Source organism: Paenibacillus sp. GCM10027627, assembly GCF_042675505.1.
Classification (GTDB): domain Bacteria; phylum Bacillota; class Bacilli; order Paenibacillales; family Paenibacillaceae; genus Pristimantibacillus.
On sequence record NZ_JBHTHB010000002.1, the window covers coordinates 690779 to 717115 of the forward strand.

Below are 26337 nucleotides of genomic sequence, written 5' to 3' on the forward strand. Positions count from 1 at the left end.
AAGAGAGTCTTTTTAGCAATCAGAAAATAATTCACCTAATTTATACAATTATTAACTAGTTATAAGAGATTTTTAACCATTCGAGTATATGTACCGCCGCTTATTTGCAAAAGGCCATCCTCTTCAAAACCTAGCTTTGTATAAATGGAGCGTGCCTTATCGTTGTATTCCTCCACAATAAGCGACAACTTAGCAAAGCCGCCAGCTCTTCCCCTGCTTTCAAAGGCGGCTATCAATTCCTTCGCAATCCCGCGTCCTTGAAACCGCTCATCCACCGCTACCGAGTCCAAATAAAAATCTCCCGGCTTGCATTCCGGCACAAGCTGATTCGCCGTATCTTCCCCATATAACGCGGTCAGTCTATCGCGAATTGGACGATCAAGGCCCTCGGCCTCATCTCCCGAGTAGCAGATAAGCATCCCGGCAATCGCTCCTTCTCTCCGGTCGACCAGTACATTGCGGTAGCTTAGTCTATTCCCTTGTTCCGCATAATACCCCGACAATACCCTCCACGTCTCCTCGTCATCCACGCTCCCGGACAACGTATGCGCAATTGATCCTATAGCTGATAAAAGAAGCGGCATCACTTCATTCACGTCTTGAGGAGTAGCTTGTTCAATCATACAATCACCTTTCTAACTACGTTTAGTATAACGTCTAGTTTGCCCGAAAAAAGAAAAAGCCCGCTGACCGGAGGTCATTGGGCTTTGCGCTTTATTCGGCTTCGGGCGAGAACGAACGTCCGGCAAATTCCGCATCCAGCATATAAAATGCGTTGCTGTCCTTATCGATACGCTTCAGCTTGTTAATAATGCTGTCGAACAAAGCTTCCTCTTCTACTTGCTCATCAATAAACCATTTCAAAAAGTTGATCGTTGCATGCTCGCGCTCGTTCATGGCGAGGTCGGACAAATGGTAAAACCGTTTTGTATTTTGCTGCTCGTGCTTATACCCTTGCTCAAAAGCGTGAAGGATGGAATCGTAGTCGTTTTGCGGCTCTCCAAGCGCCTCAAGCGTCGCGCGGCGTCCGCGGTCGTTCAAAAACTTATATATTTTCATGGCGTGGAAACGTTCTTCTTCGGCTTGTACAATAAAGAAATTTGCAAACCCGTCCAAGCTGTCTGCGGAGCAATAAGCCGCCATCGCAAGATACACATGTGCGGAATAAAACTCAAAGTTCATTTGTTCGTTTAGCGCTTTAGCCAATGTATCGTTCATAATTGTGCACCTCACTCTATTTATTTGTAATTATTCTAACATAAAAATAAGAGGCGGCAAATGGCCGCCCCTCCTATATTTCCCAACATTTTTGTTAACCAATCATTTTTTTCAATCGTTTGTAAAGCTGCTCCGGGGATGGCGCGCTAATGCACTTCGATTTCACGACAACAAAACATTCCATTTTGCATGTTTTGCAATTGCCGAGACAATCGCTTTTTTTCCGCTTGATGTCGGGATATTTCTCCTTCATCGTCTTGTAAAGCGGCTTCGCGCCGTTTTTTAAATTGCGTTTGCAATATTTAATTTTGTTCAAGTTGTCACCCCGCGCCGCAACGTTCTGATTGTTATTCTCATTATGATGATAATAATTATCATTCCCGTTGTCAAGAGGGAGACGAGTTTAATTTCCGCGCGGCCGCAGCCGCACTCCTCAATTAAACTCGTCAATTCCTTATTCGTTAATTCCAACGAAGCCTGCTCTGTTTCTAAGAGGCTGACTTCGTCTTCAGCACTTCTATTCCTTTTTGAAGCTGGGTATCTTCCTTGCCCAGTTTTTCGCGGAGCAGCTCAACAAGCCGGTAGCCCGTTTTGTCGTTAAACTCTCCCGTCGTCTCCAATCCTTCGGCGCTTTGGAATTGCTTCAAAGCTTTCTCCGTCGTTTCGTCAAATACGCCTTCCGTTCCCGTAGGGCCATATCCGAGTTCCTTCAGCATCACTTGAAGCGTCACGACATTGTCGCCGTAGCTTCCTCGCTTCATCTTGGAGCCTGTGGCAAGCGGCCTCACGTTTGCGTAGGCAGGAAGCTCAACGACTAAATCAGGGGCAACCCCTTGTTTGTTGATCCATGTTCCTCCGGGTGTTTTCCACTGCGCTTCGGTCAAACTGAGCACCGAGCCGTCCGGGAACGAGCCGAACGCCTGCACGACGCCTTTGCCGAACGTTTTTTCGCCAATGACGACCGCCCCCGCCGATTCCTTCAGCGCCGCAGCCATCACTTCGCTTGCGCTTGCCGATTGGCCGTTGACCAGCACCGTAACGGGAATGGACCAAGCCTCTTTCTGATGCGACACAAAGCTGACCGTACGCCGTTCGTTTTTGTATACGACATCCAATATTTTTTTGCCTTTTGGAATAAGAATGCTCGCTATATCGACCGTTGAATCGAGCATGCCTCCCGGATTGGAGCGAAGGTCCAGCAGCAGCCCCTTGAGCGGGCCTTTCTTTTGCAAATTGGCAAGCTCCGTCTCAAATTCTTCCGCCGTCTTCTCCGCAAATCGGCTAATTGTCACATGGCCAATGCCGCCTTCCAGCATTTCGGACGTAACGGTATGAACAGGAATTGCGGCACGCTTCAGCGTAATATCAAGCGGTTCCTTTTCTCCTGAACGCTGCAGCTTAAGGGTGACCGAGCTCCCTTTTTCGCCGCGAACGAGGCCAAGCAGCTCTTGAAAAGACAATCCTTTCACTTCTTTGCCGTCCACCGCGATAATGGCATCTCCCGTCAGCAAACCGCCCTTCTCGGCGGGCGTATCCTTAATAACGGAAGTAATGACGTAAAGGCCCTCTTCCTGCCTCATGTTCGCTCCAATTCCGTAAAATTCACCTTCATAAGACTGGGTATATTGTTTGCCCGCTTCTCCGATCAAATATTGAGAGTAGGGGTCTTTAAGCGAGGAGACCATCCCTTGCGCAGCTCCATTGATGAGATCCTCGGACTTCGCCCCGTCCAAATAGTCGTTCATAATTTTGGAATAAGCCGTATTAAATTGCTTAAAGGTCGGCTCCTTCATAATCGGATATCTCATGCCCGCAGACATGTACCCGACTGCGTAGCCGACGGCTAAAAGGGCAATGACTCCGATCACATAAATAAAGCCGGAACGCGGCTTTGCTGGTGGCCGTTCAAAGTTGTTGTTCATCCCATAATCTCCTTGTATGTATACTCGAATTTCGCTACAATCAACCTTATTGCCATACCGCAACGGGAGAGGAGCCATAACGCTAGTATGTATAAGCTGATTGCCATTGATGTAGACGATACGCTGCTGAACGATGAACTTGCCGTAACCGAAGGAACAAAACAGGCGCTGGAAGCCGCTATCTCACAAGGCGTAACTGTGACGCTGGCCACGGGCCGCATGTTCGCTTCGGCGCAAAAAATCGCCAGAGGCATTAATCTTAATGTACCTATTATTACGTATCAAGGTGCTCTCGTCAAAACGCTTCTCGAAGGCGAAGTGCTGTACGAGCGCTCCGTACCGACGGATGCAGCGAAGGTGCTGCACCAGTATTGCGAGAAGAACGGGCTTCATCTCCAGCTTTACGTAAACGATGAGCTGTACGGGACCGAAGACAACGAACGAATTCAGGCTTATTCCAAACAATCGAACATCCCATACCAGATCGAACCGGACTTCAGCAAGCTGATTGAACTGCCGATGAACAAGATGCTGATCATCGACGAACCGGACAAGCTGGACGAAGTTGCCATAGAGCTTCGATCGCTAATCGGAGATCACGTCCATATTACAAAATCCAAGGCTCATTACTTGGAAGTGATGCATAAGGAAGGGACGAAGGGTCATGCCCTTCAATTTCTAGCGGGTCATATCGGCTGCACGCTGGAGCAAACGATTGCGATCGGCGATGCATGGAACGACCGCGAAATGATTCAGGCAGCAGGGCTTGGCGTCGCAATGGGCAATGCCGTTCCTTCTTTGAAAGAACTTGCCGATTATGTCACCTTGTCCAACAATGAAGACGGAGTGCGTCATGTCATTGAAAAATTTGTGCTAAACCGCTAAACGAAGCGCCGATCAAAAGATTAATGTAAAGGGAGACGTACATGAGCGACAAATGCCCCCTTTGCGGCGGAAACAACGATTGTATGGCGCTCCGTGCTAACCCTGTGAGCGACTGCTGGTGCTTCCATGCCGCTATCCCCAAAGAACTGCTGGCCCGCATCCCGGAGAAGAAGCGCGGGAAAGCTTGCATATGCAGCCGCTGCGTCCATCATTTTCAGGAAGAGCACAATCCTCTTTCATAAAGGACATACAAAAAAGAGAGCTCCTATACGGAACTCTCTTTTTAAGTTTCGGACAAAATCGCCTGCACTTCAATTTCGACAAGCAATGCCGGGTCGATTAAAGCTTTGACCTCCACCATCGTGGCAACAGGCCTAATATCCCGAAAAAACTCCCCATGCGCCTTGCCGATTTGCTCCCATAACCGGATATCGGTCACGAACATTCGTGTTCGAACGACGTCGGACAGCCGCCCGCCCGCCTTTTCGATCGAATCCTGAATAAGTTCAAGAATATATCGAGTTTGCTCGTAGGCATCGCCCACTCCTACCACTTCGCCATCTTTCATTGCGGTCGTACCGGCCACTTCGATCACATTGCCGATCCGAACCGCCCTGCTGTATCCAACAATCGGTTCCCATGGGGAGCCGGTTGAAATTCGAATTCGTTCGGTCATCGCAACCACTCCTCAGCAAGCCGTCTTATGCTGCTTGATTATGAAACCGCTTTGCAATCCTTTTTGCATTGCTCGCTTTTGCAATTTTGGTATACGCCCGTAAAGTCCAGACGGTGATCCAGCACTTTAAAGCCGTATTCCCGCTCCAGCCGCTCTTCCAGCTCGGTCAGCCAATCTTCTTTAATTTCTTCCAAAGCGCCGCACTTTTGGCATATGAGATGATGATGCATATGCTCATGGTCCTCGCCCCGCAAGTCGAAACGGGCCACTCCGTCGCCAAAATTCATCTTTGCTACAATAAGAAGTTCCGCCAGCAGCTCGAGCGTGCGGTATACCGTCGCCAGACCGATCTCCGGAAACTTTTCTTTCACCAGCATGTATACATCCTCGGCGCTGAGATGATCCTGTTCATTCTCCAGCAAAACGCGTACGATAATTTCGCGCTGCGTCGTTAGTTTATAGCCATTTTCCATCAGATTGCGTTTAATTTTATCAATCTCAACGGACACGTTCATCCTTTGCACCTCCAAATTGGGTTGAAACTTTATCTCTCTATAATAGGCATGTGCCGAAAAAGTTCGTTCCACTTAATTAGAATAATTCTAATCTAATCCTAGACGATTTCTTTATAGAAAGCAACCATCTAATTAGAATCTCCTTACACCAGTATTCGCCCAAAATGTGCTATTCCCTTCTTTTGCTTGAAATCGTCGCATGGAACAGCTGAACAAAACTTGGCGAATTTCACCGGATGCAAAAACAGACCGGCGCAGGACGAATGCCTGAACCGATCTGTTGAATCGTTATGCTGACCCGCCATTTCGGCAAGTTTCGCACTATTTTAAATATCTGCAAGCACCTGATACCATACGCCTTTTTTGGAGTAGAGCCTTTCGCGAACTTCAGCCCATCCGCCCAAATAAGAAATATCGAACAATCCTGCCGGCGTAACGAACTGATCCTTCGACTCCTCCGCTACCTCTTCATGAACCGCTCTGAACCCATGTTTTACGAACAGCCGCTGAGCTGGCTCGCTATGCAGAAATTCGATAAACGCCTCCGACACTTCCCTCGTTCCGTGGCGGTCTACGTTTTTGTCTACAACGGCAGCCGGATTTTCGATCAGAATCGTATCGTCCGGAATAATAATGTCGTAAGGAACGCCGTTCTGAACGCGAGCCCGCAGCTCGTTTTCATAAGTGACGATGACATCGCCTACGCCGTATTCAAAGGCGGCCATCGAAGCGCGTCCGCTTTTGTCCAGCGACTCCACATTGTGATGAATCGATTTCAAAAACTGCTTCGCGTATTCGTGCGAAGGCTCCCCGTTTTCCTTAATCGAACGTTTAAGACCCGCGCCGTAAATCGCATTGATGTCCCACTGCGCGCCTCCCGACGTTTTCGGGTTGGGATACAGCACTTTTACGCCGTCCCGGGCGAGGTCTTCCCAGTCGCGTATGCCAAGCGGATTGCCCGGCCTAGTGCCAAGCGCCACAACGGAACGTGTAATCATGCCGCCGCTGCTAAAGGTTCTCCAGTCGTGCGTAATAAATCCGGCTTTGGCGATTCGGTCGAGATCGCCTTCCATCGCGAGTACGGCAACATCGGCTTCAAAGCCGCCTGCAATCGCTCTGGCCTGAGTGCCGGAAGCTTCGTATGATTCCTGATACGCCACTTTTTGGCCCGTTTTTTCGAACCAGTACGTTTGGAAAAGCGGCAGCAATTCCGCAAAAGCGTCTTTGACGACGGAATAAGCGCCAATGACGAGCGTAACGTCGCCTTCGGGAGCCGCTGGCTTGCCGTCCGCTGGAGCGGCTTTGTTGCCGCTGCAGCCTGCTACGGCAGTGAGGAGCATAGATGCGATCAATAACGGCAGCAATCGCCGGGTCATTAAAGGAATACGTTTCATTAGAACAACACTCTCTCTGCACGGAGCATTTGTTAAATATGAATCGGCATTGGATCTACCTTCAAAGGATTTTCCATAATCCAACTGTCATTGTCGTTGAACAAGTAAGCGCGGTGCACAAGCACGTTGACCGCTTCCCCGGGATGAAGCACTTCTTTTTCCAGCGATCTGTACGTAATCAGCTTCACATCCCCGACTTCCAGCTCCACCATCCATTCGCTTCCCCGGAAGTGAATATGCTTCACAACAGCCGGCATCGAAGCGGATGCGATTTTGATTTCGCCAGGCTTGCCAAGCTCAATATATTCGGGACGGATCAGCGCTTTAGTGCCAGGGTTATCCTGCACGCTTTCGAAACCTTTGAGCGAGGCAATCTTTTCCACAATGGACGATTCCCCGATAAAGCTGGCGACAAACGGCGTTTCCGGGTTTTTGTAAATATCCCACGGACTGCCCTTCTGCTCAAGGCGTCCTTTGCTAATGATCATAATTTCGTCCGCCACCTCAATGGCTTCCTCTTGGTCATGCGTAACGAAAATAGAAGTAATGCCGACACGCTCGATCATCTCTTTCAGCCAAGTGCGAAGCTCCGTTCTAATTTTGGCGTCAATCGCCGCGAACGGCTCGTCAAGCAGCAGCAACTGCGGCTCAGGAGCGAGCGCTCTCGCGAACGCAACCCGCTGCCGCTGTCCGCCCGAGAGCTGATGCGGGTATCGGTGCTCGAAACCTTTGAGCCCGGTCAGCTCCACCAAATACATAACCCGCTCCCGGATTTGTTCTTTCGTCTGCTTCTTCACCTTAAGACCAAAAGCAATGTTGTCGTACACCGTCATATGTTTGAATAGAGCATAGTTTTGAAAAACAAAGCCGATTCCCCGCTCCTGCGGCGGAAGGTCGTTGACGCGTTTGCCGTGGAAGACGATATCGCCGGAAGTCGGCGATTCTAGTCCCGCCAGCATCCGGAGGATGGATGTTTTGCCGCCGCCGCTCGGGCCCAGCAAGCCGATCAGCTTGCCCTTCTCGATATCGAAGCTCACATCTTTAACCGCATGGAAGTCGCCAAAACTTTTGTTCAGATTCCGAACTTCAATATGCATCCTCTAATGCACTTCCTTTCGTTTTTTGGCCCATTCCATTAGCAGCAGCAGTCCGACGGAAAAAATGGCAAGAATAAGTGCAATTCCATTCGCCGCTACTACGTTGAAATTCTCTACGTCCTGATAGACGAGTGTTGTGGCCGTCTGTGTTTTATTCATAATATTGCCCGATACGACGAGCACCGCTCCAAACTCTCCAAGAGAGCGGGCAACCGTCAATACAACTCCGTAAATGACGCCCCAGCGAATGGAAGGCCATGTCACTTTCCAAAAGGTATACCACGAATACGCTCCGAGCGTCGAAGCCGCTTCCTCCTGCTGCGCGCCGATTTCCTGCAAGACAGGCATCACTTCCCGAACCATAATGGGAAACGTCACAAACAGCGTAGCTAAAATCATGCCAGGCAAAGCGTATACCATTTTGAAACCCGCATCCTCAAACAAAGCGCCGATAACCGTATTGGGCCCAAGAATAAGTACAATCATCAGTCCGCCGATAACCGGCGATACGGCAAAGGGCAAATCGACAATGCTGTTAAGCAGCCTCTTCAACTTCGTCCCAAGCCACTGCGCCCTAACCAGATAAAGCGCCAGCATCACTCCAAACAGCGTATTGATTGCTGTAACGACGACAACAATAATTCCTGTCATCATTAGCGCATGCAGCGCTTGAGGCCGCGTCAGAGCGTCTATGAAGCCTTGAACGCCGTCTGCCCAAGCTCCTGTGAAAATTTTGATCAGAGGAATGATCAGCAGCAGCGTAAAAACGATATAAGTGAGCAAAATCCATAGTCTTCTTATGGTCATAGTCCCGACCTCCTTGTCTGCAGGACGCTGACAAACCATAGGATGAGGAACGACAACGTAAGCAATACGACGGATACTGCCGCCGCCGACTGCGGATTGTTGCTTTCGATTTCTCCAAAAATATAAACCGAAGCTACCAACGTTTTGCCCGGAATGTTGCCTGCTACGAGCACGACCGCTCCAAATTCCGCCAGTCCTCTGGAGAAGGCAAGCATGGCACCGCTTAGAATGCCCGGCATCATTGTTGGAAGAATAATTTTAAAAAACGTTTCGGCTCTGGAGGCGCCCAGCGTATAAGCGGCTTCCTCCTCCGATTTGTCCAGCTCCTCCAGCAGAGGCTGAAGAGCCCGGATGACAAACGGAAAGGTAACGAACAGCATCGCAACGACGATGGCCGGTTCATGAAATACAATTTCGATTCCGAGCTTCCCCGCCAGCGAGCCGGCAAGACTGTTCGGACCGAGCAGCAGCAAAATCAGAAGTCCGCCAACGGCGGTTGGCAGTGCAAAGGGCAGGTCGACTAAGCTGTTCAGCAGCCTTCTGCCGGGGAACCGATACCGGATCAACACCCAGCCGATCATGGTGCCAAGGAACATATTAAGCAAAGTCGCGATAACGGCCAGCTTGACGGTGAGAAGAACCGCCTTCCAAGCAAGCGGATCGAGGATACTTTCCCAAAACGGAGACCAGCCAAGTGAAAATGACTGGATATAGATGCCGAATATCGGCAGCACGATCAAACAAACAAAATAAAGCATGATGGCGGTACGAAATCCAAAGCTCCAACCTTTTCCGCGAAATAACGCATTCACTGTCACTTTTACCCCCAGACCATCGGCTCGTGCCGCAGGTATCAAAAACACTTAATAACATAATTCCTATTAACTTACTAGGTATTATAAATGTAGCATTCCCTCAAATAGGAAGTCAATGGTTAAATAACAAATTTTTTAGAGATTTATTTGTTTTTCTTATGGGCTGGACCCATGCCGCAAAAAAAAGAGCCGGGCGCCTAGACTGCCGCTCCAAAGCAGTAGAATGGATCTACCGTCTGGAACGCAGCTTCGCTAGCGCCTCGACTCTTTCTCTTATTCTCCGTCTATATAATACAACTCATCGCCAATGGTTATTTGGGCTTGTCCTTGCGTCAAATCGGTCATCCATACGACAAAAGCGTCCGCATCCGGCACCTCAGGCAAACAAAGCACTTTTACCCGATCCGTAAACTCCGTTCCGCCAAGCCGCGTGCCGCGGCCGTGCAGCTCATTTTCGAGCTTGCCGTACCAAGTATAGTCGACTTCGACAAACACCTCGCGGTGAAGCACGTTGACCATTTCCCCGGCCGCTTCTATGCCCGCTACAGCCCCGTCCGTATAAGCTCGGACAAGACCGCCAGCCCCAAGCATGATGCCGCCAAAATAACGGGTCACCACCACCACAACGTCTTTCAGCCCTTTGTTTTTAATCACTTCCAAAATGGGCTTGCCGGCCGTTCCGCTTGGCTCTCCGTCGTCTGACGCCTTCTGGTGCTGATCTCGCTCGCCTACGATATAGGCGGAACAGTTATGCGTAGCCGTTCGGTGCAGACGTTTGATTTCATCGATAAAAGCGACCGCTTCCGCTTCGGTTTTGACGGGCTTTGCGTAACCGATGAAACGGGATTTTTTGATGACGATTTCCTGGTTCGCTTCCGCTCTTACCGTCCTGTATCTGTCCAGCATCGGGTACTCTTCCGAATCCGCTTAGCTTGGAAAGCACCGACTACAGTCGGGCTTCCAGCTCCGCTTTTTCTTTTTCGAAGCCCGGTTTGCCGAGCAGCGCAAACATGTTCTTTTTGTACGCCTCTACGCCCGGCTGATCGAACGGATTGACGCCAAGCAGGTAGCCGCTAATGCCGCAAGCCTTCTCGAAGAAATAAACGAGATAACCGAACGTATACGGAGTCATATTTGCAATATTGACAATCAAGTTAGGAACTTGGCCGTCCGTATGGGCAAGCAGCGTACCTTCGAACGCTTTTTTGTTGACGAAGTCCATCGTTTTTCCTGTCAAGAAGTTAAGGCCGTCCAAATCATCTGCATCGTGCTGAACCGTTAGATGCTCAGCCACTTCGCCAACCTGAATAACGGTTTCGAAAATATTTCGGTTGCCCTCTTGAATAAATTGGCCCATCGAATGCAGGTCTGTCGAAAAGTCTACAGCAGCCGGATAAATGCCTTTGTAGTCTTTGCCTTCGCTCTCGCCGAACAGCTGCTTCCACCATTCCGATACGAAATGCAGGGAAGGCTCGTAGTTAACGAGAATTTCAGTCGCTTTTCCTTTGCGGTACAGGGCGTTGCGCGCCGCCGCATATTGGTAAGCCTCATTTTCGGCTAGGTTCGGATTAGCGTATTCTTGCGAAGCGTCTGCCGCGCCTTTCATCATCGCATCAACGTCGATGCCCGCTACCGCAATCGGAAGCAAGCCAACCGCCGTCAGAACGGAGTAACGTCCGCCCACGTCGTCCGGAATAATGAATGACTCGTAGCCTTCTTCTGTAGAAAGCTTTTTGAGTGCGCCTTTAGCCGCGTCCGTCGTCGCGTAAATGCGTTTGCGCGCTTCTTCTTTGCCGTATTTTTTCTCCAGCTCGGCGCGGAAAATACGGAAGGCGATAGCCGGCTCCGTCGTCGTGCCGGATTTGGAGATGACGTTGATCGACCAGTCCTTGCCCTCAAGCAACTGCAAAAGATGCGTCACGTAAGTGGAGCTGATGTTGTTGCCTGCAAACAAAACTTGAGGAGTTTTGCGCTGCTCTTTCGAAAGCACGTTGTAGAAGGAATGCGACAACATTTCAATCGCCGCGCGGGCGCCCAAGTAAGAGCCGCCGATTCCGATCACGATCAATACTTCGGAATCTCCTTGAATTTTTTCTGCCGCTTGTTTGATGCGGGCAAACTCTTCTTTATCATAATTGCTCGGCAGGTCGATCCAGCCCAAATAGTCGGAGCCAGCTCCTGTGCCGTTATGTAATTGGTCATGAGCAACGCGCACCTGATCGCTCAAATAATCGATTTCGTGCTGGCCAACGAAGGCTAGCGCTTTGCTGTAGTCAAACTTTACTGTTTTGCTCATATGAACGAATACCTCCTAAAAGATCAAAACGTTTTATTAAGAATATCGGATTCCGCCCCCAAAAACAAGCTTGGCGCAGGTGAATTCTAGATGAAGAGTTGAGCTGAAAGCTAGCTCGGAGTTAGATTAAAACGAGTTCAAAGCTAGCTGCAAAGCTAAATCAAAACTCGTTCAATGCTAAATCAAAGCTAGCTGCAAAGCCAATCGCCGGCATTAGTAATACGGTGAAATCATCAAATAGACGATAACGCCCGTTAAGCTGACATAAAGCCAAATCGGCATCGTCCAGCGGGCAATTTTACGGTGCTTTTCGACTTGACCCGCAAGTCCTCTAACAACCGACATAAGTGCAAGCGGCACAACTACGATAGCCAAAACAATATGCGTCAGCAGTACGAAGAAATAGATGCCGCGCAGAATGCCTTCGCCGCCATAAGGCGTGGACTCCGTCAAATAGTGATAAGTGACATAGGAGACTAGAAAAAGCGTTGTCGAAGTAAATGCCATGCCGATAAATGCGCGATGCATTTTGACGTTCTTTTTCTTAATGGCGAACAAAGCCACTAGCAGCGCAAGAAACGTGAAGCAGTTGAATATGGCGTTTAGAAGCGGCAATAGTTTAACGTCAAATCCGACCTCACCCTCATAGGCGGGCAAAAAGAACAAAATGGCGATAATCGCGACTAGAACCACAGACAGCACGGCCACTAGGGGGGTGTAATTTTTTTCTTTCATCCTGAAGAGCCTCCTTAATGTTGAACAACTTCCTATCGTTATTAACTTTAGCCGATTTGACTCCTCAAGTACAATGCGTGAACGGCTCGGAATGTCACAAAAAACCGACTCTTTAAAAAGCGCCCCGATAAATGGAAAAGGACCGCATCGAAAGCTTCGACGCGGCCCTTCCAAAGGATTTATTCGTAGATATAGGAGCAGCAATAGTCTGTTACTTCGACTACCTGCAGCTTAAATTTGGTGTTAGCGGGCACTTTAAACTCGCCTTCGCCGTTAATGTGCAGCCACTCCGTTTCACCCGGCAGTAGAACTTTCAAATCGCCGCCCAAAATCTCCATGATTTCCAAACAATCCGTACCGAACTCGTAATCGCCAGGAAGCATAATACCCAGCGTTTTTTTCGTGCCGTCCGGGAACAGGACAGCGCGGCTTGTTACTTTGCCGTCAAAATAAACATTGGCTTTTTTGACGACTGTGACATTTTCGAATTGCGACATGGTGAATAAACTCCTTTATATATGGGATAAATGGCGTAATGCCTTACAGCAAAGCTTTTACTTTGCTGACGACATTTTCGACCGTAAAACCATATTCTTTAATGACGCGGTCGCCAGGCGCGGAAGCACCGAAGCGGTCGATCGCCAAAATATCGCCTTGATCGCCTGTGTAACGCTCCCAGCCAAACGGATGAGCCATCTCGATCGCAAGACGAGCTTTCACGTCAGGCAACAGAACGGAGTCCTTGTATTCTTTAGACTGCTTTTCGAACAGATCCCAGCTTGGCATGCTGATGACGCGAACCTGAATGCCTTCTTCAGCTAAAGCTTTTTGCGCTGCGACTGCAAGTTGAACCTCGGAGCCTGTCGCCAAAAGCTGTGCTTGCGGCTTGCCGCCTTGTGCATCGGAAACCACGTAAGCGCCTTTGCGAATGTTTTCGCGTACGCCGCTTACCGTGCCTTCGAGGATCGGCAAGTTTTGACGAGTCAACACAAGGGCAACCGGATTCGACTTGTTCTCTACCGCATATGCCCAAGCAGCCGACGTTTCGTTGGCATCCGCAGGACGAATGACAGTAAGGCCAGGAATGATACGGATCGAAGCAAGCTGCTCGATCGGCTCATGCGTAGGTCCGTCTTCGCCAACCGCGATGCTGTCATGCGTAAGCACATAAACAACCGGCTGGTTCATCAGAGCAGCCAAACGGATCGCCGGACGCAAGTAGTCGGTAAATACAAAGAATGTACCGCCGAATACTTTAATGCCGGAATGCAGGCTAATCCCGTTCATAGCCGCAGCCATGCCGAACTCGCGTACGCCGTAATAAATGTTGCGGCCATCGTAGCTGCCCGGTTTAAATTGCGTAAGGCCCTTCAAATGAGTCATCGTGGAGCTTTCAAGGTCAGCTGAACCGCCTGCAAGATGAGGCACGTTTTTCGCCAGACCGTTAAGTGCGTTGCCGGAAGCTACGCGAGTGGATAGAGGCTTGTCTTCTGTTGTGTAAACAGGAAGAGCCGCATCCCAGCCCTCTGGCAAATCGCCGGAAATCGCAACTTCAAATTGTGCCGCAAGCCCAGGGTAAGCCTCTTTGTAAGAAGCAAATCCGGCGTTCCAGTCAGCGTTCAGCTTCTCGCCGTTTGCTTTCACCTGGGCAAAATTAGCGCGAACTTCGTCCGGCACATGGAACTGATGGTCTTCCGACCAGCCGTAGAACTTCTTAGTCAGCTTCGTTTCTTCAGCTCCCAGCGGAGAACCGTGAGTTCCACCATGGCCGCCGATGCCGCCTTTATTCGGGCTGCCGTAGCCGATTACCGTTTTGACTTCGATCAAAGTCGGCTTGGACGTGTCGCCTTGCGCTTCCGCCACCGCTTTGGACAAAGCGGCCAGATCGTTGCCGTCCTCTACGCGAAGCACTTGCCAGCCGTAGCCTTCAAAACGCTTTTGAACCGACTCGGAGTACGAAAGGCTCAGCTCGCCATCCAAAGAAATATCGTTGGAATCATAAAGAACAACCAGCTTGCCCAGCTTGAGGTGTCCAGCCATGGAAGCTGCCTCATGGGAGATGCCCTCCATCAAGTCGCCGTCGCCGCAAATGGAGTATGTGAAGTGGTTGATTACGTCAAAACCTTCTTTGTTGTAAACAGCAGCCATATGAGCTTCTGCCATCGCCATGCCTACCGCCATTGCCACGCCTTGGCCAAGCGGACCTGTAGTAGCATCTACGCCCGCCGTGTGGCCAAACTCTGGATGGCCCGGAGTCAAGGAACCCCATTGGCGGAAGTTTTTAAGTTCTTCCATAGGAAGGTCGTAGCCGGATAGGTGAAGCAGGCTGTAAAGCAGCATCGAACCGTGTCCAGCGGATAGAACAAAGCGGTCGCGGTCGATCCATTGTGGGTTAGATGGGTTGTGCTTCATATTTTTTGCAAACAATTGATAACCCATTGGGGCTGCGCCCATCGGCATTCCAGGATGTCCGGAATTTGCCTTATCGATGGCATCAATTGCAAGCGTACGGATTGTATCGATAGAAAGTTGGTCAATCGACTTTTGAGTTACGGTCATGTTCAAATCCTCCTAAGGGTATCTGCTAAAACCATTTCTGGCTGGTTAAAAGCTCTGCATATTGTATCACTGACGATTAATTGAATACAACCGTCTTATTCTGGTGCACCAGTACGCGATCTTCGATATGCCATTTTACCGCTCTGGCCAAAACGACACGTTCAATTGTCCGTCCGATCCGTTTGAGGTCGTCCACATTGTCTCTGTGGCTAACGCGCTGTACGTCCTGCTCGATAATTGGGCCGCCGTCAAGCTCCTCCGTCACGTAATGCGCAGTAGCGCCAATAATTTTCACCCCGCGCGTATACGCCTGCGCATACGGCTTGCCGCCAACAAAGGCTGGCAGGAAGGAGTGGTGAATGTTGATAATGCGGTTCGGGAACTGCTCAATAAACTTCGGCGAAATGATTTGCATGTAGCGGGCGAGCACGATGAGGTCGGCTTTGTCTGCGACCACTTCCATCTGCTTGCGCTCCGCTTCCGCTTTCGTTTCTGCCGTTACCGGAATATGGTGGTACGGAATACCGAACTGCTCCACCAGTTCCCTCATATCGGGGTGATTGCTGATCACCATGGAAATATCGGCGTCCAGATCGCCCGCCCGCCATTGCCACAGCAGCTCCAGCAAGCAATGATCTTCCTTCGATACAAAGATTGCCAGACGTTTTTTGCGGCTTGCGCGGAACGTATGCCATTTCATTTGGAAGCGGTCGGCCACGCGGGCGAAATCCTCCACTAGAAGGGGCAATTCCTTATCCATATCGTTTAGGTCAAATTCAAAGCGGATAAAAAACATGCCGCCTTCCGGATCCATCGTATATTGATCCGATTGAACAATGTTGGCGCCGTGCTCATACAGGAAATGCGATACCGCCGCAACAATGCCCGGACGATCCGGACAGGAGATGAGCATGCGGGCGCGGCCGCTTTTTCCATTGTCTCCATTTGCAGGCTGTGTTTGATTCGCTTGCGATGACATAAGTTAAAATCTTCCTTTACTATTATAATTTTAATAATTAGCCAATAAGCTTTTGCCAGCAAACCAGGCCGTCAGCCGCTGGTTCACCTGTTCCTCGGTAAGCTCTGCGGACAGTGCCTCTTCTGCAATAATAAAGTCGTACAGTCGTTCCATCGGCTCGCGAGGATCGGCTTTTTTCGCTTTTGCGTCGTTTTTGAGAAGAGACCAAGTGTCGATCACAAAGCCTCTTGGATCGATCTCCTTTTTGCCGAAGAAAGAATGGAGACGATCAACATCCTCTAGGAACGATTCTCCAAAACGCGTTTTCACTTCACCGCGCAGAAGCGCGATTTCGACCTCGTACATTGGACGAACCGTTTTGTCCTCTTTTCCAATCCATGGAGTTTCTAAAATGAATGGACGGCCCTTAAGCCCCTCGTGATGGACAATATTCGAAATCGTCTCTTGCCCAATCCAGCCCGCGCCCAGCGGAGCATGGCGGTCTTTGCCCGCGCCTCTGCCGTTTTTGCTGTCGTTGATATGCACTACCGCAACGCGATCCAGCCCAACAATACGGTCAAACTGCTCCAGCACGCCATCCAAGTCATGAATCAAATCGTAGCCGGCATCATGCATATGGCAAGTATCCATACAAACGGTCAGTCTTTCGTTGTATGTCACTTTATCGATAATCGCAGCAATTTCCTCGAAGCTGCGCCCGATTTCCGTCCCTTTGCCCGCCATCGTTTCCAGTGCGATGTTTACGTTTGTTTCGTTCGTTCCAGCCAGCACTTCGTTTAGCCCTTCCGCGATGCGCGCTATGCCAAACTCCGCATCTTTATCGGTATATGCGCCGGGATGCAACACGATATTCCGAACGCCTATATGATGTGTGCGGCGAATTTCTTCTTGCAGGAAGTTTACCGCCAGCTCAAACGTGTCTTCCTTGTAAGAGCCTAAGTTTACGATATAAGGCGCATGTACGACGATCTCTTCAATCCCCGCTTTTGCCATTAGCGCCTTTCCTTCTTCAATATATAACGATTCAATCGGTTTGCGCCGTGTGTTCTGCGGAGCCCCGGTGTAAATCATAAATGTGCTTGACCCGTAAGTTGTCGCCTCTTTTGTAGCGGTTTGCAAGCCTTTGTCCGAAAATGAAACATGGGAACCTATTTTCAACATACTTATTACGCCCCTTTCGGTTGATCAAACCTTATTTTACAAGGAATGTCGAAATAAATCTAGGAATACGCTATAATTCATTATTGAGGTGACGGACAGTTATGGATGGAACGCCAAGTTGGTTCATGTATTTTATTATTTTTTGGGCCGTAGTCATGGTGCTCGCTATGTCGGTGGGCGGTTTTTTCATGTTCCGCAAGTTTCTGAAAGTATTGCCGATGCGCGACGGCAAGTCTAAGCTGGATTGGCAAAACTATTGGGTAGAGAGAAGCCGCAGTATGTGGAACGATGAATCCAAAGCCTTTTTGGACGAGCTGGTATCACCCGTTCCTACAGCATTCCGGGATATCGCCAAACATTCCATTGCTGCCCGGATCGGCCAAGTTGCCATTGATTACGGAGCGTCTTCGGTTACGCGGGAGCATTGCATTGAAGGATATATTCGCGCAACTCCAAAACGCGATTACCGAAGCTTAGTTACCTTCCTTGACAAGAAAGGGATCGACTATACCCCATATACGCATTTGCTGAACAAATAGACAGAGCCCTCGATATGAGGGCTCTGTCTATCATTATTTGCAACCTGAAAGTACATTATACCGTTTTAGTATACAGGAGGTGCTTCAACTATGAAATTAACAAACAAGAAACGCAGCAAAACCTTGGCAGCCGGAGCGCTGCTAATCGCGGTCATGCTTACAACATCCGCATGCGGTGCCAATGCTACCGAAAAAAGCGGCAACGGGGGCCCTAGCGAGTCTCCTGCACCAACTGTTCAACCAACCGACAATTTGCCTGATGACAACGGTATTGTAGAACCTGGAACCCCTACTAGCGACAATACAAGCGGAGGCCAAGCGACTCCCGATTCGTCGCCTATAAGCGCAGAAGGCGTATATTCGGGCCAAATCGATTCCAGCTCCATTGAAATTACGGTGGATGGCGTAGCCTCCGCTTACCGAATTCCAGAAGAGTTGGGTTCCGTTATTGAGTCCCTGCCATCGGATGCCAAAGTAAAATTCGAATATATTGAAAAAACGGTCGATAGCGAAACGGATGTCAAGCAACTGTTGCTGACAAAAATTGAAGCCGTGCAATAATTGAATCTTATAAACAAGCCATGAGGAGCGAAACCAAATGCGGGTTGCCATTGCCGGAGGGACAGGATTTATTGGAAGGGCGCTGACGAAAGCTTTGTTGAACAGAGGGGACTCCGTGTACATCATAACGCGAAATGACACTCCCCGCGCTTCAGACAATGAACGGCTTCACAGCGTTAGCTGGAGCGAACTGCAAGCCAGACCTGAAATTGGGGAAAGCTTTGATGCCATTGTTAACTTGGCAGGCGAAAGCATCAACCAACGATGGACCCCTGCTGCGAAAGCCCGAGTTCTGCAATCCCGGCAATGGGCTGCTGCCCGCGTCGCTGAATTGGCCAAAGCGCTTAAACACAAAGATTTTGTTGTTATTAACGCTTCCGGCATTTCCGCATATGGCATATCGGCAACAGAGCGATTCGATGAGACTAGCCAGACAGCAGTAACCGATTATTTATCCGAAGTAGTACGCCACTGGGAAGAAGCGGCGGATGCCATTCCTGCCAAACGACTGGTCAAGCTCAGAGTTGGCCTCGTTTTGGATCGCAAGGAAGGTGCTTTCCCACTAATGGCGATGCCTTACCGGCTGTTTGTAGGAGGCCGGGTCGGAAGCGGGAAGCAAGGATTATCGTGGATTCATCTTGAAGACATGGTTGGCCTCATTCTGTTCTGTCTGGATCATCCAGACATAGAAGGGCCCGTTAACGGCTCCGCTCCGGAACCTGTGAGCAACAACGAATTTGGTAAAGCAATCGCCAGAGCTTTCAAAAGGCCGCATTGGTTCCCCGTTCCTGCCGTAATGATGAAGCTGCTTTTCGGCGAAATGTCTACGCTACTGCTCGACGGCCAGCAGGCCATACCTAAAAAAGCGCTCGATTACGGCTACCAATTTCAGTTCCCAACGGTAGACAGCGCTATGAAACAGCTATCGGGTCATTAGACCCGGTAGTTGTTTTTTTATTGTGAGGCATCTAGATAACGTATACGTCTACAACAACTTATATTTAATTCCATTTTTATAACTAATCGGTTTATATCTTATCATAAGCATATGAAGAAGAATTCCCTTTACCTTCAGCATTCTTCTAAAATACCTACATTGTTTCAAACAGCGCCTCTATTTCATGTCAGTCCGATCCAAGCTCGTAAACGGGTCCTTTGTGACCTGCAAGCTGAACCCGGTCTCCTGGGGAAAGCTTATAGCTCTTATAAGGGACCATTAATTTTCCATTCAGCAGGCTGCCGTTTCGCGAACCCAAATCTTTGACGTAAAACTCTCCATTGATCCGTGCTATTTCCAGATGCAGCCGAGAAACGCCCTCCTCAAGCTCCTCATAACTAACTCCTTCGCTCATTCTCCCTATTTTAAAAGAGTCGGCATCGAGGTCAATTTTCTCTTCTTTACCATTCCATACTCGCTTCAGCCATACGTTTGGTTTGCCGAAGCTCAATAATGAAGTAACTTCTTCTGCTCTCATTGCTTTAGCTCCGAGCGCGACGGTCGGGTGCATAGTCTTTTGGATGTCTACATCCTGGTCCCTTCTCGAACGTACATTTGCCGGAATTGAAAAATGACCTAATGAACCCGTCGTGACCTCCATTTCTTCCTCTATAGGCTTCCAAAAAACTTTAGGACGAAGCGCTTCTGATACAGGCTCTAACGAATCCTCAGATTCCCCTTCTGTTTTTTCCGTCAAAAAAACATCCGATCCCGTTCGTCTCCAATAAAGAAAAGCTCCGATCAATAACAATGTAAGTCCAGTGCAAATCAATAGCCGCGAGGTGGAAGGGGATTCCAGATAGATAAATCTCCATATGCAGGCCGCCACGAGCAAACAACCAGCCCCAATTACCCACACAGCCTTGCCTTTTCTGTTTACTTCAATTGAATCATCTATAAAAGGGAGCAGCTCTTCTTTGTTGGCGTCTTCCTCTACAAATGTTCCTTCTCCTTGCAGCGGCGGCCATTTTAAAAGCTCTTCAGCCCGCTGGCGGGAAGACGCTTCATGGAGTAACGGCTGCTGCGCTTTCTCCATATTCCAATCATCGCTATGTTTTATTCCTCCTTGAGCAGCAATCAATTCAAGCAAAGCGTCCCTCAAATCGGGCAACGGCGAAAGGCTATGGCTCAAAAGCTGCAAAATCCGCTTGAGCCCCGTCCCGTCAACCGGTTCGACATAAGAGGTCCATCTAACGACAAGAGAAAGCAAATCGTCCACTTGCCGACTAGGCACTTCACAAGCTCTCTTTATCGGCAAATAAGCCAAAAATATGTTTTCAATACGCTCTCCTGTAAAAATATATTGCTCATGAAGCAAGCATCCTTCAGGTCTTAGCATATATTCTTTGCACTCCATCAGCGCATCGGTCAGCGCTAAAATAAGCGAATAAAATTGATGCATTGTAAGCAATTCATGCTGAAGCCGATGAACTAGCATTTTTTTGCCCGTAATCGTATATCGGAATGAAACGTTGCCATCCACCTCGAGCCAATCGACAGGAAGCAAACAAGGAATGGGCTGAGACCTCAGCATAATGAGCTCCAGCTCGTCCAGCTCGCTTCTCCCTATGCCATGCTCCCTGCCCACGATCATCTCGTGTGCCCGATTCATTGCAAAATCGATTTTTAATGAGTGCATCCTCGTGCTTCCTCCTATCATGAATAAGCTACCATCCACAGGGAAGCGGCCGCTGGTGCGACAGCAAGCATAAATGGAAAGCTTTTTCCCGATTTAGCCCAATCGAACCAATTCCCTTTGCTTCTGAAACCGAAACCGTCAGGAATGATGGCATTCCATAAGGCAAGCGACATTTTTTGGGCAAAAGAGCGGCTAACCGCCAGGACCACAATGCCAATAACACCCGCATATAAAATAGAATACAGCATGAGCTGCACTACTGTCGCTACGCCCATCCACGCCCCAACCGCGCCAAACAGCTTTACGTCACCCGCTCCAATGCCTTTAAGCGCATATAACAATAATAGTGGAAAAAAACCAGCAGAAGCGCCTCCCAAAGCAAATAATAAGCCATGCCAACCTGTCTGCACAAAATGATAGATGACTGCTCCAGAAAACCAAATGACCGTAAGCCAATTTGGTATCGTTTGATTTCGCAAATCGGTAATTAAAGCGATGACCAGTCCAACTGCCGTCACGGCAAAAACGAAGCTCATCCGCTCTCCTCCTTATCAGCTGCTATTTCACCTTTTTTTCAACAGTAAAATGTTTGGACGCGTGCCCTTGCCGACTAATGCCCTTAACCTCAAGGCTCCAAATGCCAGGTGTTGTATTGCCTGACACATGCCAGCTCCACTCCACGAATCCGTTTTGATCTGCTTTCGCTTCTCCCAAATGTTTTGCTTTGCTTTCGCCGCTTTTGTAAACCACGCTTAACGATACGGCCGCGCCGGCTTCCGTCTTCACGATTACTTTCGCCTTTTGCCCCGGCCTAATCGGCGTCGGTTCAATCGTTACAATGGTAATGGGCAAATCAGCGGACGACTCCCCGCTTTTGGGTCCATGGGCGGCCGCCGCATCGCTGATCCATACCCTTTCAACTGCTTGCTCCCTCAAAATAATTGGCTTCTTGTAAAAGGGCAGCCTGACAGGAAATTGGTATTCGAGGACAAGAGCCAAATAAGGCTCCTCTTTATTTTTGATATCGGGCAGCATAATAGAGCTTAGACGAATTTGTTCCTTCTGCAAAAGACGCCCGTCTGCAAATGATTTGACATAAGGCTCTATTACATTTCTTCCAAGCTCCGTAGCGGCCATATTTTGTAACGGCCGCCAGTCTCCGCGAAGGACGGAGGAAATGAGACCACCCGCAGGCTCCGGCAGCCACTCCGCTGCGTCCCCTGCAATTTCTGTCCATTCGGGCAAAGGTATCGGAACAGACGCTGCGGGAATGGACGTCGAGGCTGACGACGACAATTTCCCGCCCGCCAGCTCCACCGGATAAATATGCGCCGCTATTTGGCGAACGCTTTGGGAAGCTGCAGAATGCAACGCCATCTGGGCTGTACAGATCGAAATCATGACCGAGAAGGCAATGAATACAAACAGAAGTGCCGGCATTACGATAGCCGCTTCCAAAACAATGGAGCCTCTTTGCTCTTTCACTTGCCAATGAAATACGCATCTAATAGGACCAACCTGCAATTTCCGTAGTTTCATATCGATGGCCAACGACCCTTCCTTGCAGCAAATCGAATCTCCCCAGCACCTTCATGACACCGGGCAAAAACCATAGATCCATCGAAAGACGAGCCTCCCCGGAAACACCCGAAGGAACAGAGGCCAGTTCCAGTCCCGTATTTTGCTCAATAACGGCGATCATGCGACTTAGTCTGCTTTCAGTCCTTCCTCCATGAATCAACATAAATAACCTTAAATAATCAAGGTAGGACAACTCTGTCCTTACATATTTTGAAAGAGGAGCTGAGCCTTTTTCCGTAAAAGAAATCAAATCCTCTATCGTTTTTTGCAAGCCATATATAATGGCCCCCGACAAAACGAGCAATGGATGTCCAAGCCCCCTGCTTTCAATTAACCCTTCCATCGTTCGTACAGCGAGACGGGCGGCAAACAACTCGCCATATGCCGCAACTAAATTTCCTAACGGATCATGGAAACCGTACAACACATACTCCATTTCCTGATTATGAAAGGACGCAGCCTCCGATACGCCTTCCAAATCTCCGTTTTTCAACAGCAAACTTAGCTGCTGCGGTTCAAAAAACGAGAAGCGGCTTGCCGCATATTCTCCGAAGTAAACATAATCCTGGCTTTTCTGCACCATATCCGACATACCCGCAAACAAGCCGTCCATAAAGGAAACCGCATCTGCCGTTCCTTCGTTTGCATTGCCCGCGCCACTGAATGGCACAACCTCCTCTGCGGCAGCTGCTTTTTCGTTAAACCGTAAGTTTTGCTCAAAACGTCCCCGCACCTGCTGAAAAACTTCGTTATAATCCGGTCGATGCGGTACTGTCGCAAGCCCTCCGAGCATTCGGCCAGCGTCCCTCCATAATGTATTGGCCTGTTCCTTCTGCCGGGAAAGCTGCCCTTTTATAGCGCTATCCAGCACGCTTTCCCTACGCTGCTTCATCGTGAGGCCGGGTACGGAGAAGGAATGTTCATATGCAGCATAACGTTTTGCAATTTCCGCTGGACCAAGGAGCAACGCTGTTTGAAGGGACTGATCCGCCAAATTAGACATCGCTGCGCTCCAACGAGATAAAAGCGTTTCGATTGCGATGGTTGCCGCAGTCGCTTTCATTCCCTGTTCTTCAAGCTCCGCTTCATAATTCAAAAACCATTGTGGACTGCGCAGTATCGTGCTCGCATTCCTCTTCATCTCGGCAATTTCCTGCGAGGCGCTGTTCGGCACGCTATAGGCTTCCGCTCCCGCTGACTTGGCGCCCGCCACCTTGTCATAGCCCTGCCTGGAACTAGAACCATCCGCTTCGAGCATCCGCTTCATTTCGGAATTGATGCTTTCCGCTCCTTCGACCTTTTGCCTGGCTTCCGTCAGAAGCTCGGCATGACGCTTTTCAATTAGGTCTGAGTCCCTTCTCAACTGGAGAATCATATCCGAAATCTGCGCTTCATATTCAGCCACCTGCTCCCGGTCAGCAGGCTGCGCTTCTTCTCCTAAAGCTTCTACCATCTGCTTCTGAGCAACATATAAGCCGTACTCTTCCGCTAAAGCAAGCGCGGTACCCGCCAAGCTTCCCGAAGCGCTACCTGCCGGTACAAGAGACCACGCTCCGTTTCCCATAACGGCTTCTACCGCTCCTTCCTGAAGGCGCAAAGCGCGCTCCAGCAAATCCTCGCGTCTTTCATAAAGCTTCCGAAGCTGTTCCAACGTTTGAACGGTGCTTGAGCTTTCTTTAAGCGCCCCCGCCAGCGGCGCAAACTTTGCGATCAATTCCAAAGTAAATTGGATTGGCGCTTTATATTTCATCTCCTCTAAAACCTGTCTAGCGAATACGTCATGTTGGCCCAAATAAGAAGAAGGACTCAGTTCCGCTTTATTAATTCTCGCAGGCAATACATTCAAAAACGGTTGAGACGCCCTTACATCCCCTTTTCCCATATTGCCTTCCAGCACCTTTTCCAATATGGCCTTTCCGTCCGTACCGCCGCGACCGAAGAGGCCATATCTCTCATAAAGCGATGAATCATAGGCCGACAACACTGATCTTACGCCCGTGCGCATCGCATTCTCGGATTTCAGTTGAAACGCGGCAATTCTTGCATAATCAATTAAGATCGAAAAAAACAATAGCAGCGCCGATAGAACGACAACGGCAAACACGGTAACGGCGCCGTCCTCCTTAAAAAACACATTTGATAATCGAAGATGGCTCACCGAATTTCTCCTCTTTGGCTACTTCTGTTCCCCATATGTAGACAACACCCCGCCAGCCCTTTCTTTAGCGGTAGTTTTGCCCATAGGATGATTAGCCAGCTTGTCTGCAAAATATCTGGCCAGATCAACGCCTCGAATAAATTCAACCGGATCGACAATTCCGCTTTTCACTTCCGCCTTCGGTTCTTTACGGGACCCATTCCCTTCCCAAGGAACCAAAGCGATTGGCTTTTTCAAACGTACCTCAACGTTTCGTACCGCAAGTCCGCCGCTATATTTCATAGTTCCGCTGTAAGGGAGACCGGCGTTTGTCATCCATTGTGCCGCTCCGATAAGCTTGCTTTTAATCAAACCAATTGGACCTTCTCCATTGCCATCTAAACCTCCGGGCATAACGACAGACGTATGCTCATCTTCTTTACCCAGTCCGAAAATACTAGCCAAAACACCGTCTGTACCCATTCTGCGATAAAGGGAGTCATACTCCGCTTTCATTAATATGCCGGTTGCCGATTCGCGCTTGCTGTTGTCCCAACTGAAAGATGCCCGTTCTGCCGTTATGACTGCCGCATAGTAGACAACTGCTTTCTGGTACAGATACATCCCAAGTAGAACAAAAGCTAGAATCATAGCAAAAAGCAAAGGAAAAACCATAACTGCCTCTATCGTGAAGCTGCCTCGCTCGTCTCTGTTCCAACTCCATTCCCTTGAACTACTCAAAAATTTTATCCGCTTCTTTATCCGCTTTGCCAAGCAGCTCCTCCACGAGTGCGATAATCCAATCCTTAAACAGAAGGGCGATTATAATGACAACCGCAACGATCAAAATCACTTCAAGCGTCCCCATTCCCTGTTCATCGTTCCAAAATGACCCCATCCGTTCCATTGCTTTTTCCATTTTTAAATAACTCCTTCACTTAATAGATTTAAGACATGGATAGGACAGCGGGAGCGGCAACAAGCGCCAGCATGGTAAACAAAATAACGGCAAGCGGAAAAACAAGCTTTGAGGAGGCTTCCTCTCCCCTCACACGGGCCAGCCCTTTTCTCTTCTCCCATAAAGAGTAGGACAGCTCTCTGACCGAGAGTATAAATTGGTCGCCTCCTTTTCTGTAGTTAAGCAGCAGCACCGTTGAAAAAAGCGACGCTTCCTGTAAAGCGCAATGTCGATTAAACCGCTCCAATGTTTCGCTGAAAGACTGGCCGTTGCGCAGAGACAAGACGGAAGCCTGCCATTCTTTGTATAGGGGATGCTCACTTCCTTCTTTCCCTGCCAGACAGCGGGCAAACGCCCCTTGTACCGTTTCGCCCGCACCAACCAACAGCATAAGCTGGCTCATCATTTGGGGCAAAACCGCAATGATTTTCCCCCTCCGCTTATTCAATAATTGTCCCGCACGAACAAAACCGCGTGCCCCAAGTCCCGTACAGCCAAGCAAAGCGGCCCCTAGCAACAGCGTTTCACCGCTAAGCCATGACAGCCAGGAGAGGGCCATCCCCGCAAAATAACCATAACCAGCGGAAACGGCCGCTTCCCGTTTCGTTTTTTCAATGGTCCAAGCCATGCCGTTTAGAATAAAAAGTTTCATATGGTACTCGTTTAGATACTGCTGGACAAAATCCCATTTGCAGAAACGCTCCAGTAAAGCAAGAAACGGCGCTTCCAAAAACCTCCTTTCCATGCTGAGCTTTTGCCCTTTTCCTTTTCTGACGGCCAGATTTCTGGATGGTAGAAAGGATGCTGTTCCAATCAAATAAAACCATATACTCGTAAACAGAATGGCCATTACTGCCGCCATCGCT

At 49.3% G+C, this 26337-nt stretch carries 29 protein-coding genes; 5 read left to right on the top strand and 24 right to left on the bottom strand.

Going from position 1 to position 26337, the window contains the following annotated elements:
* Positions 1–59: 59 nt before the first annotated feature.
* The 4 genes from ACFQZE_RS11100 to ACFQZE_RS11115 all read right to left on the bottom strand — a co-directional run bounded on the left by ACFQZE_RS11100 (position 60) and on the right by ACFQZE_RS11115 (position 3140).
* On the bottom strand, positions 60–623 hold the full coding sequence (locus ACFQZE_RS11100) for a GNAT family N-acetyltransferase (protein ID WP_379356742.1): 564 nt from the start codon (positions 621–623) through the stop codon (positions 60–62).
* 91 nt (positions 624–714) lie between these two features.
* Positions 715–1218, bottom strand: coding sequence for a ferritin (locus tag ACFQZE_RS11105; protein WP_379356744.1), 504 nt, complete (start codon positions 1216–1218; stop codon positions 715–717).
* Between the two features lie 94 nt (positions 1219–1312).
* Positions 1313–1534 carry a DUF1450 domain-containing protein gene (locus ACFQZE_RS11110; RefSeq protein WP_379356746.1) on the bottom strand — a complete coding sequence of 74 codons (222 nt, stop codon included), beginning with the start codon at positions 1532–1534 and terminating at the stop codon, positions 1313–1315.
* A gap of 172 nt (positions 1535–1706) precedes the next feature.
* Positions 1707–3140: a S41 family peptidase gene (locus ACFQZE_RS11115; RefSeq protein WP_379356748.1), complete on the bottom strand. Its 1434-nt coding sequence runs from the start codon at positions 3138–3140 to the stop codon at positions 1707–1709.
* Between the two features lie 87 nt (positions 3141–3227).
* Here ACFQZE_RS11115 and ACFQZE_RS11120 point away from each other — a divergent pair, with 87 nt between their 5' ends.
* A complete protein-coding gene (locus tag ACFQZE_RS11120) occupies positions 3228–4025 on the top strand; it encodes a Cof-type HAD-IIB family hydrolase (RefSeq protein ID WP_379356750.1) in 798 nt (265 codons plus the stop codon).
* 41 nt (positions 4026–4066) lie between these two features.
* On the top strand, positions 4067–4267 hold the full coding sequence (locus ACFQZE_RS11125; protein WP_379356752.1) for a cysteine-rich CWC family protein: 201 nt from the start codon (positions 4067–4069) through the stop codon (positions 4265–4267).
* A gap of 41 nt (positions 4268–4308) precedes the next feature.
* Here the strand turns inward: ACFQZE_RS11125 and ACFQZE_RS11130 are convergent, their stop codons facing one another.
* The 13 genes from ACFQZE_RS11130 to ACFQZE_RS11190 form a co-directional block, all read right to left on the bottom strand.
* The gene (locus ACFQZE_RS11130) at positions 4309–4701 is read right to left on the bottom strand and encodes a RidA family protein (protein ID WP_379356754.1); all 393 of its coding nucleotides are present in this window, start codon (positions 4699–4701) and stop codon (positions 4309–4311) included.
* Between the two features lie 38 nt (positions 4702–4739).
* On the bottom strand, positions 4740–5216 hold the full coding sequence (gene fur, locus ACFQZE_RS11135) for a ferric iron uptake transcriptional regulator (protein ID WP_379356756.1): 477 nt from the start codon (positions 5214–5216) through the stop codon (positions 4740–4742).
* 326 nt (positions 5217–5542) lie between these two features.
* Positions 5543–6610 (bottom strand): sulfate ABC transporter substrate-binding protein, encoded by a 1068-nt coding sequence (locus tag ACFQZE_RS11140; RefSeq protein WP_379356758.1) that lies wholly within the window; start codon positions 6608–6610, stop codon positions 5543–5545.
* A gap of 32 nt (positions 6611–6642) precedes the next feature.
* A complete protein-coding gene (locus ACFQZE_RS11145) occupies positions 6643–7707 on the bottom strand; it encodes a sulfate/molybdate ABC transporter ATP-binding protein (RefSeq protein WP_379356760.1) in 1065 nt (354 codons plus the stop codon).
* A 3-nt stretch (positions 7708–7710) separates the two neighbouring features.
* Positions 7711–8508: a sulfate ABC transporter permease subunit gene (locus ACFQZE_RS11150; protein ID WP_379357040.1), complete on the bottom strand. Its 798-nt coding sequence runs from the start codon at positions 8506–8508 to the stop codon at positions 7711–7713.
* A 2-nt stretch (positions 8509–8510) separates the two neighbouring features.
* The gene (gene cysT / locus ACFQZE_RS11155; protein ID WP_379357042.1) at positions 8511–9272 is read right to left on the bottom strand and encodes a sulfate ABC transporter permease subunit CysT; all 762 of its coding nucleotides are present in this window, start codon (positions 9270–9272) and stop codon (positions 8511–8513) included.
* Between the two features lie 330 nt (positions 9273–9602).
* A complete protein-coding gene (locus tag ACFQZE_RS11160; protein ID WP_379356762.1) occupies positions 9603–10235 on the bottom strand; it encodes a YigZ family protein in 633 nt (210 codons plus the stop codon).
* Between the two features lie 40 nt (positions 10236–10275).
* Positions 10276–11625 carry a glucose-6-phosphate isomerase gene (locus ACFQZE_RS11165; RefSeq protein WP_379356764.1) on the bottom strand — a complete coding sequence of 450 codons (1350 nt, stop codon included), beginning with the start codon at positions 11623–11625 and terminating at the stop codon, positions 10276–10278.
* A 213-nt stretch (positions 11626–11838) separates the two neighbouring features.
* Positions 11839–12360, bottom strand: a complete 522-nt coding sequence (locus tag ACFQZE_RS11170) for a DUF420 domain-containing protein (protein WP_379356766.1) — start codon at positions 12358–12360, stop codon at positions 11839–11841.
* 179 nt (positions 12361–12539) lie between these two features.
* A complete protein-coding gene (ppnP, locus tag ACFQZE_RS11175) occupies positions 12540–12857 on the bottom strand; it encodes a pyrimidine/purine nucleoside phosphorylase (RefSeq protein ID WP_379356768.1) in 318 nt (105 codons plus the stop codon).
* Between the two features lie 43 nt (positions 12858–12900).
* Positions 12901–14919, bottom strand: coding sequence for a transketolase (gene tkt / locus ACFQZE_RS11180; protein WP_379356770.1), 2019 nt, complete (start codon positions 14917–14919; stop codon positions 12901–12903).
* A 76-nt stretch (positions 14920–14995) separates the two neighbouring features.
* A complete protein-coding gene (gene purU, locus ACFQZE_RS11185; RefSeq protein ID WP_379356772.1) occupies positions 14996–15898 on the bottom strand; it encodes a formyltetrahydrofolate deformylase in 903 nt (300 codons plus the stop codon).
* 30 nt (positions 15899–15928) lie between these two features.
* Complete coding sequence (locus ACFQZE_RS11190; RefSeq protein ID WP_379356774.1) at positions 15929–17059, bottom strand: deoxyribonuclease IV; 1131 nt, start codon at positions 17057–17059, stop codon at positions 15929–15931.
* 101 nt (positions 17060–17160) lie between these two features.
* Here ACFQZE_RS11190 and ACFQZE_RS11195 point away from each other — a divergent pair, with 101 nt between their 5' ends.
* From ACFQZE_RS11195 to ACFQZE_RS11205, 3 genes are all read left to right on the top strand, one after another.
* Positions 17161–17598: a DUF2621 domain-containing protein gene (locus ACFQZE_RS11195; RefSeq protein WP_379356776.1), complete on the top strand. Its 438-nt coding sequence runs from the start codon at positions 17161–17163 to the stop codon at positions 17596–17598.
* Positions 17599–17688: 90 nt separating this feature from the next.
* Complete coding sequence (locus ACFQZE_RS11200) at positions 17689–18159, top strand: hypothetical protein (RefSeq protein WP_379356778.1); 471 nt, start codon at positions 17689–17691, stop codon at positions 18157–18159.
* A 37-nt stretch (positions 18160–18196) separates the two neighbouring features.
* Complete coding sequence (locus tag ACFQZE_RS11205; RefSeq protein ID WP_379356780.1) at positions 18197–19096, top strand: TIGR01777 family oxidoreductase; 900 nt, start codon at positions 18197–18199, stop codon at positions 19094–19096.
* 187 nt (positions 19097–19283) lie between these two features.
* On the opposite strand, the gene ACFQZE_RS11210 is transcribed toward ACFQZE_RS11205, so the two are convergent.
* The 7 genes from ACFQZE_RS11210 to ACFQZE_RS11240 are packed head-to-tail and all read right to left on the bottom strand — an operon-like array spanning position 19284 to position 26333.
* Positions 19284–20795: a DUF6382 and FHA domain-containing protein gene (locus tag ACFQZE_RS11210; protein WP_379356782.1), complete on the bottom strand. Its 1512-nt coding sequence runs from the start codon at positions 20793–20795 to the stop codon at positions 19284–19286.
* Positions 20796–20812: 17 nt separating this feature from the next.
* Positions 20813–21331, bottom strand: a complete 519-nt coding sequence (locus ACFQZE_RS11215) for an A24 family peptidase (protein ID WP_379356784.1) — start codon at positions 21329–21331, stop codon at positions 20813–20815.
* A 22-nt stretch (positions 21332–21353) separates the two neighbouring features.
* Positions 21354–22334 (bottom strand): hypothetical protein, encoded by a 981-nt coding sequence (locus tag ACFQZE_RS11220; protein WP_379356786.1) that lies wholly within the window; start codon positions 22332–22334, stop codon positions 21354–21356.
* Positions 22300–24534, bottom strand: coding sequence for a TadE/TadG family type IV pilus assembly protein (locus ACFQZE_RS11225; protein WP_379356788.1), 2235 nt, complete (start codon positions 24532–24534; stop codon positions 22300–22302). Before ACFQZE_RS11225 ends, ACFQZE_RS11220 begins: the two co-directional genes overlap by 35 nt.
* An 18-nt stretch (positions 24535–24552) precedes the next feature.
* The gene (locus ACFQZE_RS11230) at positions 24553–25254 is read right to left on the bottom strand and encodes a TadE/TadG family type IV pilus assembly protein (protein WP_379356790.1); all 702 of its coding nucleotides are present in this window, start codon (positions 25252–25254) and stop codon (positions 24553–24555) included.
* A complete protein-coding gene (locus ACFQZE_RS11235; RefSeq protein ID WP_379356792.1) occupies positions 25247–25432 on the bottom strand; it encodes a Flp1 family type IVb pilin in 186 nt (61 codons plus the stop codon). The genes ACFQZE_RS11230 and ACFQZE_RS11235 overlap by 8 nt, the downstream gene beginning before the upstream one ends.
* Positions 25433–25460: 28 nt before the next feature.
* On the bottom strand, positions 25461–26333 hold the full coding sequence (locus tag ACFQZE_RS11240; protein WP_379356794.1) for a type II secretion protein F: 873 nt from the start codon (positions 26331–26333) through the stop codon (positions 25461–25463).
* Positions 26334–26337 lie beyond the last annotated feature (4 nt).

Coding starts and splice junctions, on each gene's coding strand:
- ACFQZE_RS11100 (WP_379356742.1), bottom strand. CDS start 623: ATGATTGAACAAGCTACTCCTCAAGACGTGAATGAAGTGATGCCGCTT.
- ACFQZE_RS11105 (WP_379356744.1), bottom strand. CDS start 1,218: ATGAACGATACATTGGCTAAAGCGCTAAACGAACAAATGAACTTTGAG.
- ACFQZE_RS11115 (WP_379356748.1), bottom strand. CDS start 3,140: ATGAACAACAACTTTGAACGGCCACCAGCAAAGCCGCGTTCCGGCTTT.
- ACFQZE_RS11120 (WP_379356750.1), top strand. CDS start 3,228: ATGTATAAGCTGATTGCCATTGATGTAGACGATACGCTGCTGAACGAT.
- ACFQZE_RS11125 (WP_379356752.1), top strand. CDS start 4,067: ATGAGCGACAAATGCCCCCTTTGCGGCGGAAACAACGATTGTATGGCG.
- ACFQZE_RS11130 (WP_379356754.1), bottom strand. CDS start 4,701: ATGACCGAACGAATTCGAATTTCAACCGGCTCCCCATGGGAACCGATT.
- fur (WP_379356756.1), bottom strand. CDS start 5,216: ATGAACGTGTCCGTTGAGATTGATAAAATTAAACGCAATCTGATGGAA.
- ACFQZE_RS11140 (WP_379356758.1), bottom strand. CDS start 6,610: ATGAAACGTATTCCTTTAATGACCCGGCGATTGCTGCCGTTATTGATC.
- ACFQZE_RS11145 (WP_379356760.1), bottom strand. CDS start 7,707: ATGCATATTGAAGTTCGGAATCTGAACAAAAGTTTTGGCGACTTCCAT.
- cysT (WP_379357042.1), bottom strand. CDS start 9,272: ATGCTTTATTTTGTTTGTTTGATCGTGCTGCCGATATTCGGCATCTAT.
- ACFQZE_RS11160 (WP_379356762.1), bottom strand. CDS start 10,235: ATGCTGGACAGATACAGGACGGTAAGAGCGGAAGCGAACCAGGAAATC.
- ACFQZE_RS11165 (WP_379356764.1), bottom strand. CDS start 11,625: ATGAGCAAAACAGTAAAGTTTGACTACAGCAAAGCGCTAGCCTTCGTT.
- ACFQZE_RS11170 (WP_379356766.1), bottom strand. CDS start 12,360: ATGAAAGAAAAAAATTACACCCCCCTAGTGGCCGTGCTGTCTGTGGTT.
- ppnP (WP_379356768.1), bottom strand. CDS start 12,857: ATGTCGCAATTCGAAAATGTCACAGTCGTCAAAAAAGCCAATGTTTAT.
- tkt (WP_379356770.1), bottom strand. CDS start 14,919: ATGACCGTAACTCAAAAGTCGATTGACCAACTTTCTATCGATACAATC.
- purU (WP_379356772.1), bottom strand. CDS start 15,898: ATGTCATCGCAAGCGAATCAAACACAGCCTGCAAATGGAGACAATGGA.
- ACFQZE_RS11190 (WP_379356774.1), bottom strand. CDS start 17,059: ATGTTGAAAATAGGTTCCCATGTTTCATTTTCGGACAAAGGCTTGCAA.
- ACFQZE_RS11195 (WP_379356776.1), top strand. CDS start 17,161: ATGGATGGAACGCCAAGTTGGTTCATGTATTTTATTATTTTTTGGGCC.
- ACFQZE_RS11200 (WP_379356778.1), top strand. CDS start 17,689: ATGAAATTAACAAACAAGAAACGCAGCAAAACCTTGGCAGCCGGAGCG.
- ACFQZE_RS11205 (WP_379356780.1), top strand. CDS start 18,197: ATGCGGGTTGCCATTGCCGGAGGGACAGGATTTATTGGAAGGGCGCTG.
- ACFQZE_RS11210 (WP_379356782.1), bottom strand. CDS start 20,795: ATGCACTCATTAAAAATCGATTTTGCAATGAATCGGGCACACGAGATG.
- ACFQZE_RS11215 (WP_379356784.1), bottom strand. CDS start 21,331: ATGAGCTTCGTTTTTGCCGTGACGGCAGTTGGACTGGTCATCGCTTTA.
- ACFQZE_RS11220 (WP_379356786.1), bottom strand. CDS start 22,334: ATGAAACTACGGAAATTGCAGGTTGGTCCTATTAGATGCGTATTTCAT.
- ACFQZE_RS11235 (WP_379356792.1), bottom strand. CDS start 25,432: ATGGAAAAAGCAATGGAACGGATGGGGTCATTTTGGAACGATGAACAG.
- ACFQZE_RS11240 (WP_379356794.1), bottom strand. CDS start 26,333: ATGGCGGCAGTAATGGCCATTCTGTTTACGAGTATATGGTTTTATTTG.